Here is a 13993-nt window from a genome sequence, read left to right as displayed (position 1 = left end):
TTTTCAAACAATTAGGCCTATTCGTTAATTTAATAGAAAGAGTCCGGACCATCGGTTCGGACTCTTTCTTTATCGCATGAAAAAATATGATTTCATCATTGCTGGAGGAGGCATGGCAGGTTTAAGTCTGGCCTACTATCTACTTCAGTCTCCATTACGTAACAAATCCATTTTAATTCTGGACCGTGTGGCTAAAAACCAGAACGACCGAACCTGGTGTTTTTGGGAACGTAACACGAAGTCATCACGTCCATGTGCCTTTGACTCTATTCTGTTCCGTAAATGGAATAGTGTAAGCTTTAACGGCACGACACACGCTGGCCCAATCGACTTAGGCAAGTATCAATATAAGATGCTACGGGGTATCGATTTCTACGATTTCGTTCGCGCTGAACTGGAAAAATGGCCGAATGTTGAACAAAAGCAGGTAACGATCGACCGTATCAAAGACACCCCCCAGGGAGGTTTCGTCATAGCTGACGATGAACCTTACATAGCCGATTATATTTTCGACAGTACGTTCTCTCTGAAATTAAACCAACCCGAAAATCATAATCTATTACAACATTTCAAGGGTTGGGTCATTACAACGGAAAAGCCCTGCTTCGACCCTGATCAACCCAAAATTATGGATTTTCGGGTAGAGCAACACGGTGATTGCCGGTTTGTATACGTACTGCCTTTCGACGAAAAAACAGCGCTGGTTGAATTTACACTTTTCAATGATACACTGTTAACCGACGCGGAGTACGATGCCGAACTTCGTCGCTATATTGACCAATTCCTGGATACGGGTGCCTATCAAATTAGTGAAACGGAATATGGTGTAATCCCTATGTCAGATGAATTTACTGAAGAGAATCCATCTGAGCATATCGTACGAATTGGTACAGCAGGTGGTTTTACCAAAGCCTCAACGGGTTACACATTTCAGCGAACACAGCGCTATCTGCAATCGATTGTACAAAATTTAGTTGAAACGGGTAAACCAAACCGCCAGATTTCCTGGTTTAAACGCCGGTTTAAATTTTATGATAGCATTTTTTTGAACGTACTCGAAAAAAATCGCCATCCTGCCGACGATGTATTTACACGAGTTTATACGCGAAATCCCAGGCGTATTTTTGCATTTTTAGATGAAGATACGCGCTTTATCGATGAACTTCGCTTGTTTACTACTCTACCTTTTTGGCCCTTTATATACGCATTCTTCAGCGTATTGCGCAGAAAACTGAGTAGTTAGTTAAATCAATGGCAAACAGACGCCTTGCCACCTATCCAGAAACTTGTAGCTTTGTAAAAGCAAACAAAGTCATACGGAACACAAATGCCTTATCTTTTCACTTCTGAGTCCGTTTCTGAAGGACACCCCGATAAAGTCGCTGACCAAATTTCTGACGCGCTCATAGACAACTTTCTGGCGTTCGATCCTTCCAGTAAAGTAGCCTGCGAAACACTTGTTACTACTGGCCAGGTGGTATTAGCGGGCGAGATCAAAACCGATACGTATTTAGACGTTCAGAAAATCACCCGTGAAGTAATCCGTAAAATCGGCTATACAAAGAGTGAGTATATGTTCGAGGCCAATTCATGTGGTATTTTCTCAGCGCTGCACGATCAATCAGCCGATATTAACCAGGGCGTTGATCGCGAGGTTGCGAATGACGATTTCGAAACCAAGGCAAATGCTCAGGGTGCGGGCGACCAGGGAATGATGTTCGGCTACGCTACGAACGAAACCGACAATTACATGCCATTGCCGTTGGATCTGGCTCATGCGATCCTGCGCGAGATGTCGGCGATTCGGAACAACGAAAGCGATCTGATCCCGTATCTACGACCTGATGCCAAATCGCAGGTAACGATCGAGTATTCTGACGATCATCAGCCTATTCGCATTGATACCATTGTGGTTTCGACCCAGCACGACGACTTCGCCGATGATGCAACCATGCTGGCGAAAATCAAGGAAGATATTATCAACATCGTGATTCCGCGCGTTAAAGCTGCTCAGAAGGCCGAATTACATAAGCTCTTCACGGACGATATTACGTATTATATCAATCCAACAGGTAAGTTCGTTATTGGCGGTCCGCACGGTGATACGGGCCTGACGGGTCGGAAAATCATCGTCGATACGTATGGTGGTAAAGGTGCTCACGGCGGTGGTGCTTTCTCAGGCAAAGATCCTTCGAAAGTAGACCGTTCGGCGGCTTATGCAACGCGCCATATTGCCAAGAATTTAGTAGCCGCTGGCCTTTGCGATCAGGTGCTGGTTCAGATATCATATGCGATCGGCGTAGCTAAACCCTGTGGTTTGTACGTGAATACCTACGGCACTGCCAAAGTAGATATGCACGACGGCGACATTGCCGAAAAAGTTGGTCAGATTTTCGATATGCGTCCTTACGCTATTGAGCAACGATTGAAACTTCGCAATCCGATCTACTCTGAAACAGCGGCTTATGGACACATGGGTCGTAAGAATGAGATTGTGAAAAAGACGTTCGGTTCGAACGGTAATGTCAAAGAAGTTGAAGTTGAGCTGTTCACCTGGGAAAAGCTTGATTTTGTCGACAAAATCAAAGAAACCTTTGGGCTGTAAAAGCGTAGCCTGACCGGGCTGGCGTACCAGCGGACACGTCCGGGATACATAAAACAGAAAGCCACCCCAATTGGAGTGGCTTTCACCATTTTGAGCAGTTTTACTTGGTTATAACTCATCAAGGTCCAAGACCTCATCTTCTTCTTCAGTTCGGGATTTGGCTTCTGTGATGGCTGGGCTTGAGATATCGTTTCGTTTTTGTTTAAAGCGAACGAGCTTATCTTTTAACACATCCATCACCCGGTCGGTGGCGCTTTCGAAGCTTTTGTCGTGTTCTTTTACGAAAAGTTCTTTCCCAGGGATCATCAGCCGGACTTCGACTATTTTTTCCTTGACCTTGTTGCTATCGGCTCCTTCCAGCCTTAGAAACACCTCTCCACTAACGATGCGGTCGTGAAAGGTATCCAACTTGTCAAGCTTTGCCTGGATGAAATCTAACAGGCTCTGATCGGCCGTGAATCGCACGGCATGAATTTGTAGTCTCATTGTGTCGCCTTTAAGGTGAATTGAAATAAGAACATCAATGGACTAACTAAGTTTGGTAATACATAGCATAAAATCAAGCCTATCTACGAAAGATGCAACCCTGTTTCACGCTTAATACACATGAATCACTCTAATTTCCTGATCCAACCGATGTTTAGAACAATTCGTGGAACGGTTACATACATATATTCTTCAAAAAGTATAATTTAGAATTATTTCAGAATTATCTCAGAATTATCTGGATAGGCCGACTGGGCCGTAACGTAATAAGTGGACGCGGTATAATGTGCTGGTCAGGAACGGCCTGAATGTCAAAATCACGGACGAGCATCGCTAATAAAATCTGCATTTCCATTAGGGCAAACTGATTACCAATACACAGGCGTGGGCCACCCCCGAAAGGCAAATAGGCGTAGGCGTGCAGTTGATCTTTTTCGCCACCTGGCTCGAAACGATCGGGATTGAACCGATCGGGGTCAGACCAGCTAGCGGGGTCACGATGAAGCAGATACGGGCAAACCAACGCGGCACTCCCGGCCGGAATAGTGTAGGGACCAATGTGATCATCCCCAAGCGCCAGGCGACTCATAATCCAGGCGGGTGGATAGAGACGTAGTGATTCCTGCACAACCTGCATTGTATAGGTTAGAGCACGAAAAGCTTCAGGTGATGGTAGTCTGGCATCACCCAGAATTGCTTTGCTCTCACTACGTAGTCGGGTAAGCACATCGGGGTTTTGTGAAAGCAGATGAAGCGTCCAGGCCATTGAGACGGCTGTCGTTTCGTGCCCGGCCGAAAACAACGTAACGCACTCATCACGCAATTGCTGGTCCGACATGCGTTCGCCCGTTTCCTCATCTTCCGTACTAAGCAGCATACCTAACAGATCATCGCCCGAGTCGACTCCCGTATCCAGATTTTTCCGGCGCTGATTGATTAAGTCATAAACAAACGTATCCACTAAAGCGCCAGCTTGGCGGAAGCGTCGATTACCTGGCGTAGGCCAGTTTAGCGGCACCCGGATTGGCGACAATAAACGGTCATTGGCCATATAATTCAACGTATCAAGCGCCGAAGACAGGCCGTCGAGCTGTGTAGCTACTTCCGACCCAAACAGCGTTTTACAGACAATCCGCATTGTTACGTCCATAAACGCCTGCGATACGTTGACAGGCTGTTGGCGATTGCGTTGTTTCAACTCGTCGAGCCAGTCAGCCGTTTCGGCAATCATAGTTTGTGTGAGAGCCGCTAATTTCTGCCGATGAAAGGCCGGTTGCGCTAAACGCCGTTGCCGACGCCAGAAATCACCATCACTGGTGAGCAAGCCATTTCCCAAAAAGATCTTCAGGACCTGAAACGCGAGTGAGCGACCGTAATTGCGATGGTTCTCCTGTAAAATGTGCTTGCTGTCTTCGGGACTAAAAACCAGATACTGATGCCGCCCACCGATCCGAAGATGTACCATACGGTGTTGCTGGCGCTGTAAGATCAACAACGTTTTCAACGGGTTACGGAAGAAAGCCAATGTATTTCCAATAAACGGAAGACCAGCATACAGAGGTACTTGTTTAGCGGCAGAAGCTATTGTTTCCATACAAAAAAGTCGTTCCGAATCGAGTTTCGGAACGACTATAAAGATAAGCGAGAACAGCCAGAATCGCTACGAATTCACAACCTCTCCGCCATTGACGTGAATGACCTGCCCCGCAAAATACGACGCGTCTTCCGATGCCAGAAATACGTAGGCAGGAGCCAGCTCTGCAGGCTGACCGGGACGCTCCATCGGCGTATCTTTTCCAAACTCACCCACTTCTTTAAGTGTCTTGGTTGCCACAATCAACGGTGTCCAGATCGGACCGGGCGCTACAGCGTTCACGCGAATTTTTCGCTCAATCAGATTTTGCGACAGTGAACGCGTAAACGACGTAACGGCGCCTTTTGTCGATGCGTAATCAATCAGTGCTTCGCTTCCCCGATACGACACAACCGACGTCGTGTTGATGATACAATCATTCTCGGTCATGTACGGCAGCAGAATTTTGGTGAGTCGGAACATCGCCAAAATATTCAGTTCAAATGTCTCACGCATTTGCTGGTCCGAAATGTCAATAAATTCTTTCTGTTCTACGTGGTTAGCCGCATTGTTGACCAGAATATTGACGTGACCATACGTATCGATAACCAGATCGACGGCATCCTGAATAAACAGTATGTCTTTCAGATCACCCGAAATCAACAGACACCGACGCCCTTCGGCCTCAACCAGTTCTTTGGTCTTCTGAGCATCGTCCTCTTCGCGGGGATGATACATAATCGTTAAATCGGCACCTTCTCGGGCGAAATGAATGGCTACCGCCCGACCGATTCCCGAATCACCACCCGTAATCAACGCGATTTTATCCTTTAATTTATCCGAACCCTGATAGTCGTCCCGAATGTAAATCGGTAGCGGGTCCATTTCATGTTCCAAACCCGGCTGTGCATCCTGATGCTGAGGCTTGGTTTTTATTTCCATTTGGTCCATAGTAGTCAATAGTTATGAGTTCCGGGCCGCCGGTGCGGTCAGTCGATAGTATAGTTTCGTATCAGCCACTGACGACTAACCGCAACGGCGTACCGTGACTATCGCCTGACGACTGATTTTTATGCGTTTATGATTGTTCCGCCATTGGGATGCAACACCTGCCCGGTGATGTAAGATGAATCCTGCGAGGCCAGGAATACGTAAGCTGGTGCCACTTCGGCGGGTTGTCCGGGACGTTTCATTGGTACGTCTTTTCCAAATTCGGCTACTTCTTCGGCGCTGACAGAAGCCGGATTAAGTGGTGTCCAGATCGGACCGGGCGCAACGGCGTTCACACGAATTCCTTTCGTGATCAGATTGCTCGACAGCGCCCGTGTAAAGGTCATAATCGCCCCTTTCGTCGATGAATATTCCAGCAGATCAGCGCGGCCCTGATACGCTGTTACCGACGTCGTATTGATGACTACATCGCCTTTGGTTAAGTGAGGAACAGCCGCTTTGGTAACCCGAAAAAATGAATAGATATTGGTCTCGTAGGTAGCCAGCAGGTCTTCGTCTGTTTCTTCTTCGAGCGTCTCGTGTTGCAGTTGTAAACCAGCATTATTGACTAGAATATTTAGCTTACCAAGCTGCTTCACTGTTTCTTCTACGATATACGAACAGTAACCTTCTTTCCGAATGTCGCCCGGCAGTAGCAGACACTTACGGCCTTCTCTCTCAACCAGTTCTTTTGTCTTCTGGGCATCCACATCTTCGCGGGGCGTGTAGGAAATCGCTACGTCGGCACCTTCACGCGCAAAGTGTACGGCCACCGCCCGACCAATTCCCGAATCGCCACCCGTAATGAGTGCGACTTTATCTTTTAGCTTATTAGCGCCCTTATACGAGGATCGAATGACGATCGGTTGTGGGTCTAGTTCGGCTTCGATACCGGGCTGGACATCCTGATGCTGTGGGGGAATCTTTACGTTCATAACGTTGCTGTTGGTTGTACTTAGTTAAATAAGCTAAAAGCAACGACGGTTGTTTGCAAAACCAATTGAAACGATGGATTTTGTGCAGCAACGGAGAATACGTAATATCGTACTATTAAAAGACGTAACTCATGACTATCAACGGCGATGCCAAAGGGGCCAATACGTACGACGCCATTGTGATTGGCTCGGGGATCAGCGGAGGCTGGGCGGCAAAGGAACTGTGCGAAAAGGGCTTACGGACGCTCGTGCTGGAACGCGGGCGCGATGTCAAACACCTGGTCGATTATCCGACCGCTACGTTAAATCCCTGGGAGTTTCCGCACCGAAACCGCATGCCCGAAGCGTTTGATCAGGAAAATCCAATTGCCACCAAGTGCTACGCGCTGGACGAAAGTACACAACAGTTTTTCGTGAAAGATGCTGAACATCCGTACGTACAGGAAAAGCCGTTCGACTGGATTCGAGGCTATCAGGTGGGTGGCAAATCGCTGATCTGGGCGCGGCAGACGCAACGGTGGAGCAAATTTGATTTTGAAGCCAATGCTCGCGACGGAGCCGCTGTTGACTGGCCCATTCGCTACGAAGACATCGCGCCCTGGTATAGTCACGTTGAAAAATTTGTAGGTATCAGCGGAAACAAAGATGGTTTGGAAACACTACCTGATGGCGAATTCCTGAAGCCTTGGGAACTGAACTGTGTTGAAAAACATATTCAGACACGTGTTGCCGAAGCCTATAAAGACCGTCACGTTATCATTGGCCGCTGTGCGCATTTGACCGAACCGAAGCAGATTCACTACGATCAGGGACGGGCGCAGTGTCAGGCACGGCATTTGTGTTATCGGGGATGTCCGTATGGCGGGTATTTCAGCTCTAACTCCTCTACCCTACCCTGGGCAGCTAAAACCGGCAAGCTAACGTTACGTCCCGACTCGGTCGTTCATTCGATTATTTATGACGACACGAAAAACAAGGCTACTGGTGTTCGAGTGATTGACACGCATACAAAGCAAATGACAGAGTATTTCGCCCGGATTATTTTCGTCAACGCGGCCTGTCTGAACACGAATCTGGTGCTACTTAATTCCACATCCCAGCGCTTTCCAAAAGGTCTCGGGAATGATAGCGGGGTGTTGGGCCGATACGTAGCGTTTCATAATTACCGGGGCAATATTGTTGCTGATTATGAAGGCTTTGACGACGGCTATTACTACGGTCGCCGGCCAACAACGGCGTTCATGCCCAACTTCCGTAATGTCAGCAAGCAGGAAACGGATTTTCAGCGGGGGTATATGGTGGCCTTCAGTGCCGCCCGTACCAACTGGCATCGCGGTACATCCCAGGCAGGTTTCGGCGCCGAGTTTAAGGAAAAACTCACCAATCCGGGTGCCTGGACGGTATTTATGATGATGCAGGCAGAAACCGTTCCGCGCTACGAAAATCACGTGCGGCTCAGTACGGATAAAAAAGATGCGTGGGGCATTCCACAACTCGTTACGTCCATTGATTACACCGACAACGACCTGAAATTGATGAAGGACTTCCTAGAACAGGGAGCCAATATGCTCGAAAAATCGGGCTGTATACGTATTAAACCGTACGATGACCACCGAAACCCGGGTCTCGATATTCACGAGATGGGTGGGGTTCGAATGGGGCGCGATCCAAAAACATCACTGCTTAACGCGCATAACCAACTTCATTGGGTGAAGAACGTATTTGTCACCGATGGGGCTGCCATGACCTCGACGGGCTCCCAAAACCCATCCATTACGTTCATGGCTTTGACGGCACGAGCCGCTAACTTCGCGGTGAGCGAGATGAAAAAGAAAAACTTATAGCGTGACAAGTACAGACCAACAAACAAAGGCAGCTCTTTTCGAACGCTGTCAGACCTACGTGCAGCAACGTATCGACACGGCTCGCCAGGCAATGGAAGCCGCGCAGGAAGCCGCTAATTCCGAGTCGAAAAGCAGCGCAGGGGACAAATATGAAACGGGTCGGGCGATGGCTCAACTTGAACGTGACCGAAATGCTCAACTGCTGGCCGAAGCCCTGAAGCTGAGTCAGGATTTAGGTCGATTGAACATCGACAAATCGTATGACACAGTTCAGCCCGGTAGCTTGGTAACCACAAATCGGGGCAGCTTTTTCATCAGCATCAGCGCGGGCAAATTGACGGTGAACGGGACTGATTATTTTGCAATTTCTCCAGCATCACCCATTGCCACAGCGTTGTCGGGTCGGAAAACCGGTGAGGTCGCTACGTTTAACAAACTGGCTTACCAATTAGTAGAGATAATCTAATACACCCGCTCGCCACCAATCCAGGTCTGACGCACTTTCGTTGACCGTAACTGCTCATTCGGAACGGTCATGATGTCGCGGTCGAGGATCACAAAGTCAGCCTGTTTACCGGGTGCGATGCAACCCCGCAGCTTGTCTTCAAAATTTGCGTAAGCCGCCCAGCGTGTCATCGCCAATAGGGCCGACTTTCGGTCGACGGCGTTTTCCATCTGATAACCACCTGCCGGGAAGTTCTTAGCATCCTGCCGGGCTACGGCCGCATGAAAGCCAAACAAGGGATTGACCGCTTCTACCGGAAAATCGCTGCCAAAAGCAATTAGTCCGCCCGACGCTTCGGCGTTTTGTTTCATCAGGTCTTTGAATGCATAAGCACCTTTTACTCGAATTGGCCCCAATCGATCCGTTGCCCAGTACATATCCGACGTAGCGTGAGTCGGTTGTACGGATGGAATAATCGAATATTTCCCAAATTTCCAGACATCTTCCGGCGAGACGACCTGCGCATGTTCGATACGCCACCGACGGTCGTTTTTCCCTTTCAGCAATTTACCATATAGATCGAGCATCAGGTGGTTGGCGGAATCGCCAATGCAGTGCGTGTTCGCCTGAAACTTCGAGGCATACAGTAATTTTGTTACGCGCTCCAATTCGGCCGGGCTTAGCAGCAAAAAGCCACCTGTTTCAGGTCGGTCACTGTAGGGTCGACGTAAGCAGGCACCTCGCGAACCGAGCGCGCCATCGGCATACAGTTTGAAGGAACGGACGGTTAGCCGATCCGTTTGGAACGGGCCGCGCTTGAGGAAATAATTTATGTTGGGCTCACCAAGACTGATCATGGCATAATCACGAATCTTGAGTTTGCCAGTACGTTGTAAACTGTCAATCAGATTAATTTCGTCGGGGCTGATACCTGCATCTGATATCGTTGTCAAACCCAATGCAGTGCAGGCCTTCTCGGCATTCAGCAACATGCGTGCCTTATCGGCGTTGTCGGGTTGGGGAATGACCCGTTTTATGAGCATCATCGCGTTATCGACCAGTACGCCCGTAGGCTGATTATTTTCTAGTACAACCTCACCACCCGGAAGTGTCGAGCCTGACGTTATGCTAGCTAGCCGCAATGCCTTTGAATTAACCAGTAGTGCATGCCCATCTACCCGCATCAGCGCTACCGGTACGTTCGGGAATGCAGCATCTAATTTTTCTTTCGTTGGAAAGACTTTTTCGGGCCAGTCATTCTGATCCCAGCCTCGCCCCGTAAGCCACAATACCTTCGGATGGCTTTGGTAAAACGTTTTAAGTCGTTCAATGACCTCATCGTATGAAGTTGCGCCAACCAGATCCGCCTGATCGAGTACCTGCCCTAAACCCAGAAAATGCGAATGAGGGTCGTAGAAACCTGGATAAACCGGTTGACCACCCAAGTCGACTTTGCTGGCCGCTTCATATTGATCCGTCAGATTTTGAGTCGATCCGACTGCCAGAAATTTTCCGTCTTTAATAACAAATGCGTCGGCGGTTGAGAACGAGGAATCGGCTGTATATACCCGCGCATTGGTGACGAGCAGATCGGCTTTTTTCTTCGATGAACAACCCGATAATGCAATTAATAGAGTAGACAGGAGCAGGAATACGTATTTCATAGTCATTAAAGAGAAAGTCTGCAAGATAAGAGAAAGTTAACAGGCCTATTGAATTGCAGATTCTCTTATTTTTGTCCAATCTGTCGTTATTTCTCTCTCGTCAATGAAACTCCTGTATTGGATTCTTTTCGTTTTTGCCAGTTCTCAAGCCTTCGCGCAACAGCCTCAAAATGCCATCCAGCGTGCTCAGCAACGTACATACACCATGGTCACGCTGCCGCAGCCGGGCGAACTATTAACGCTGCAACAAGCAATAAGTCAGTCAATTGAAAAGAATTATCAAATTCAGATCAATCGTTCCCAGGAGCAGGTTGCCCGTAACAACTACACTAAGGGCAATGCGGGGTATTTGCCTTCATTAACCTTTAATGGAACCTCAAACGGCGGTCTGCAGAATTTTCGGCAGACGTTCATTGACAACATCCGGCCTCCGCAGGAAGCTCGTGGGATCTTCAACCGGACCAGTAATCTCGGTATTAATTTAAATTACACGGTTTTTAATGGATACGCTCGCCGGAGTTTATACGCGCAGCTTCAGCAACTGCTCCAGATAAGCACCGTCAATACCCGGGCAAACGTAGAGGCTACGATGGCCAGTGTGGCAACCAGCTATTACGACGTAGTACGACAGCTGCAACGATTGATTGCCTTCAGTCAGGCACTCGACATTTCACGGGAACGGCTTGATCTGGCTCGGGCGAACTACGAAGTGGGAACTCGCTCAAAAGTTGATTTCCTAAGTGCTCAGGTCGATTACAATACGGATAGCGCAGCCCTTCTCTCGCAGGAGCAGTCCCTGCGAAACGCGAAAATCATTCTAAATACGTTGCTGGTCCGTGATCCGCAAACGGAATTTTCGGTCCGCGATACGATTGTTGCCCGCCCGAATTTACAGCTGGCTCCGCTACAACAATCCCTGACGACCAATAACCCTCAACTGGCTGCGGCTATTCTTAATCGCAACGTGGTTGATTTAAACGTCCAGTTAGCCAGTGCGCTGCAACTACCCTTGGTCACGGCCCAAACAGGTTACAATTATCAGTTTCAGGACAACCAGGGGGGGTTTGGGATTGCAACAGGACGCACCGGTGCGCTTACGTATAACATCGTTGCGTCTATTCCGATTTTTAACGGTTATAACCTGAAACGTCAGATTCAAAACGCCCGGGTTAACAACATCATCGCTAAAGACCAGGAAAATGATCAGCGCTTACAGCTTCAGTCAGCGATGGCGCAAACCTATCACATCTACCAGAACAGCCTGAAACTGTTGAATCTGGAGGTTCAAAATAACCAGCTTGCCAATCAGAACGTCGATATTGCTTACGACCGGTATCGCATTGGGAACTCAAACTTCGTGGAATTTCGCAATGTGCAACGTAACGCCATTGATGCGCAAACCCGCCTGATCGAAGCCGAATACAACGCCAAAGCCGCTGAAATCGAATTACTACGTCTGAGCAGTACCATCACGCAGGACCTCGGGCAGTAACCCTGTTTACGACTTCTTGGGATCGAGTACTACGTGTCGAACACGCTGTCGTTTCCAGGTATACGTTACATGCACAAGGCCATTGGCTGTTTGAATGACGGCTGGATAGGAATACTCGCCCGGTTCGTTTTCGAGAACGGCTAGTGTTTTCCAGGTTTTGCCGTCGTCAGAAATGGCTACGTCTAAGGGCGTTCGTGGACCACTTTTGCCATTGACGGGTGATGTCGGATTATACACCAGCACTTGTCGACCATCTTTCAACGTAACAGCGTCGGTGCCGGAGTTAGGATTGGGAAGCGACGTTTTCTGCAACGCCGACCAGGTTTTACCATTATCCTTCGACCAGGTTTCCAGGACAAAACCACTTTTCTGACTGCGGCACAGTGCCTGTAACTGCCCATTGGCATGAAATAAAATGCTTGGCTGAATAGCCCCATCGGTAACGCCTTCGTTGATGGGTGCTGTTTTTTGCCAGGTTTTTCCCCAATCGCTGGTTTGTTCGAAATGCACCCGCCAGTTATGATCTTCCGAGCTGGTTGGGCATAGTAAAACACCGGATGACAACAGAACCGGTTTGTTTTTAATCGGGCCTAAAATTCCGTCAGGCAATCGCTCCGCTTCTGACCAGGTTTTACCGCCGTCTGTCGAGCGTTTCAGCAGCCCCCACCAGGTTGATGGACTGGGCCCAACTTTGTAGAACAGAAGTAATTCACCGCCAGGCCGCTGAAATAGAACTGGATTCCAGCAGGGTAATCGTTTGCCGTCGGGCTGGACGCCTGTTGCCACTTCTACTGGCGTTGACCATGTTGATGCGGTTTGGCGGCTTACCCAAATGCCTACGTCCGGGTGGCGCTCGTGCGTACCGCCAAACCAGGCTGTTACCAATCCCTGTGGCGTTTCGGCTATGGTCGAAGCATGACATTCCGGAGTGGGGGCCTGTTCATAAATCAGTTCTTTTTTGAGCACGGCCGGATTGCCGGGCTGCGCGAAAATGGACTGGATCGTTAGAGAGATTACAGAAATGAATGTGAGAAAGGTAATTTTCATGAATACGGTTTACTCCTTGATTAAGAATTCAATCGATGAAAAGATGACCCGTCTAATTTGACCCCTCCGGGCCGGTCAAATTGGACGGGTAAATATATAAATCAGCACCACTTAATGATAATTATCAAGCATAAACGGTCGCTGTTATACTTTTTTAGACGAGAAGGGCTAGCTGTAGTTCGTCAGCGTCCTACTATCATCTGTGCAACCTCTTCTTTAAAATTTCGACCAATAGGAATCTGATTACCGCTGATTAGTAATCGATTACGTTCAATACGATTGACTTTTGAGACGGCTACAATAAAGGATTTATGGACTCGAATGAATTGGTTCTTAGGAAAAATATCTTGCATCGCTTTAATGGACCCTTTAATGACGATTTTGCCAGTTGTTGTGTAAATGATCGCATAATCCTTCAGCCCCTGAATATGCGTTACGTCGTCAAAATTTAATTTGATACGTTGTACACCACTTTTTACAACGATCGATTCGGGTAGCATTTCTGTCGGTCCATTTTCGAGATTAGCATTTTGATCTTTTAGCGCTAGGAAGTCGCGGATTTTGTCGACAGCCTGTACAAAGCGAGGGTAGGCAATCGGTTTTAATAAAAAATCGATAACACCCAGTTCAAAGCCTTCAAACGCATAATTGCGGTATGCCGTCGTAAAAACAGTAATGGGTGGGTGAGATAGAGCTTTAAGAAAGTCAATGCCATTCATGCCGGGCATTTCAATGTCTAGAAACAGTACGTCGGCTTCGTGGTTTTCCAGATACGTAATGGCTTCAGCAGCATTGCCAAACTGACGGACCGAACTGACAAAATCTAACCGATCCAAATAGCCGATCAACACATCGCGAGCCAGCGATTCATCATCAAGCACGACGCATTTAAGCCTTATCGGTTTACTCACG

Annotated in this window: 12 protein-coding genes; 5 read left to right on the top strand and 7 right to left on the bottom strand. The window is 48.2% G+C overall.

Features of this window, described 5'->3' with window-relative positions:
• Positions 1–76 precede the first annotated feature (76 nt).
• Together IC230_RS12245 and metK are read left to right on the top strand one after the other, a co-directional pair.
• Positions 77–1243 carry a lycopene cyclase family protein gene (locus IC230_RS12245; protein WP_191039255.1) on the top strand — a complete coding sequence of 389 codons (1167 nt, stop codon included), beginning with the start codon at positions 77–79 and terminating at the stop codon, positions 1241–1243.
• A gap of 84 nt (positions 1244–1327) precedes the next feature.
• A complete protein-coding gene (metK, locus tag IC230_RS12240) occupies positions 1328–2605 on the top strand; it encodes a methionine adenosyltransferase (RefSeq protein WP_191039254.1) in 1278 nt (425 codons plus the stop codon).
• Positions 2606–2713: 108 nt separating this feature from the next.
• Here the strand turns inward: metK and IC230_RS12235 are convergent, their stop codons facing one another.
• The 4 genes from IC230_RS12235 to IC230_RS12220 all read right to left on the bottom strand — a co-directional run bounded on the left by IC230_RS12235 (position 2714) and on the right by IC230_RS12220 (position 6589).
• Positions 2714–3091 (bottom strand): HPF/RaiA family ribosome-associated protein, encoded by a 378-nt coding sequence (locus IC230_RS12235; RefSeq protein ID WP_191039253.1) that lies wholly within the window; start codon positions 3089–3091, stop codon positions 2714–2716.
• A 223-nt stretch (positions 3092–3314) separates the two neighbouring features.
• Positions 3315–4685, bottom strand: a complete 1371-nt coding sequence (locus tag IC230_RS12230; RefSeq protein ID WP_191039252.1) for a cytochrome P450 — start codon at positions 4683–4685, stop codon at positions 3315–3317.
• 66 nt (positions 4686–4751) lie between these two features.
• Positions 4752–5615 (bottom strand): SDR family oxidoreductase, encoded by an 864-nt coding sequence (locus tag IC230_RS12225; RefSeq protein WP_191039251.1) that lies wholly within the window; start codon positions 5613–5615, stop codon positions 4752–4754.
• A 119-nt stretch (positions 5616–5734) separates the two neighbouring features.
• Positions 5735–6589 (bottom strand): SDR family oxidoreductase, encoded by an 855-nt coding sequence (locus IC230_RS12220; RefSeq protein WP_191039250.1) that lies wholly within the window; start codon positions 6587–6589, stop codon positions 5735–5737.
• A gap of 131 nt (positions 6590–6720) precedes the next feature.
• Between IC230_RS12220 and IC230_RS12215 the strand changes: the two genes are divergently transcribed.
• Together IC230_RS12215 and IC230_RS12210 are read left to right on the top strand one after the other, a co-directional pair.
• A complete protein-coding gene (locus tag IC230_RS12215; RefSeq protein WP_191039249.1) occupies positions 6721–8433 on the top strand; it encodes a GMC oxidoreductase in 1713 nt (570 codons plus the stop codon).
• A 1-nt stretch (position 8434) separates the two neighbouring features.
• Complete coding sequence (locus IC230_RS12210; protein ID WP_191039248.1) at positions 8435–8899, top strand: 3-oxoacyl-ACP synthase; 465 nt, start codon at positions 8435–8437, stop codon at positions 8897–8899.
• Here the strand turns inward: IC230_RS12210 and IC230_RS12205 are convergent.
• On the bottom strand, positions 8896–10542 hold the full coding sequence (locus IC230_RS12205) for an amidohydrolase (protein WP_191039247.1): 1647 nt from the start codon (positions 10540–10542) through the stop codon (positions 8896–8898). The two genes, IC230_RS12210 and IC230_RS12205, sit on opposite strands and share 4 nt — an antisense overlap.
• Before the next feature lie 103 nt (positions 10543–10645).
• Between IC230_RS12205 and IC230_RS12200 the strand changes: the two genes are divergently transcribed.
• Complete coding sequence (locus IC230_RS12200) at positions 10646–12034, top strand: TolC family protein (RefSeq protein ID WP_191039246.1); 1389 nt, start codon at positions 10646–10648, stop codon at positions 12032–12034.
• 6 nt (positions 12035–12040) lie between these two features.
• On the opposite strand, the gene IC230_RS12195 is transcribed toward IC230_RS12200, so the two are convergent.
• Both IC230_RS12195 and IC230_RS34625 read right to left on the bottom strand, forming a co-directional pair.
• A complete protein-coding gene (locus IC230_RS12195; protein ID WP_191039245.1) occupies positions 12041–13081 on the bottom strand; it encodes a sialidase family protein in 1041 nt (346 codons plus the stop codon).
• Positions 13082–13263: 182 nt separating this feature from the next.
• Complete coding sequence (locus IC230_RS34625; protein WP_317171787.1) at positions 13264–13992, bottom strand: LytR/AlgR family response regulator transcription factor; 729 nt, start codon at positions 13990–13992, stop codon at positions 13264–13266.
• Between the last annotated feature and the right edge of the window lies 1 nt (position 13993).

The organism is Spirosoma validum (genome assembly GCF_014699035.1).
GTDB classification, from domain to species: Bacteria; Bacteroidota; Bacteroidia; order Cytophagales; family Spirosomataceae; genus Spirosoma; species Spirosoma validum.
Note: the sequence above shows the minus strand (reverse complement) of the source record. Positions and strands in the feature narration are given on the sequence as shown.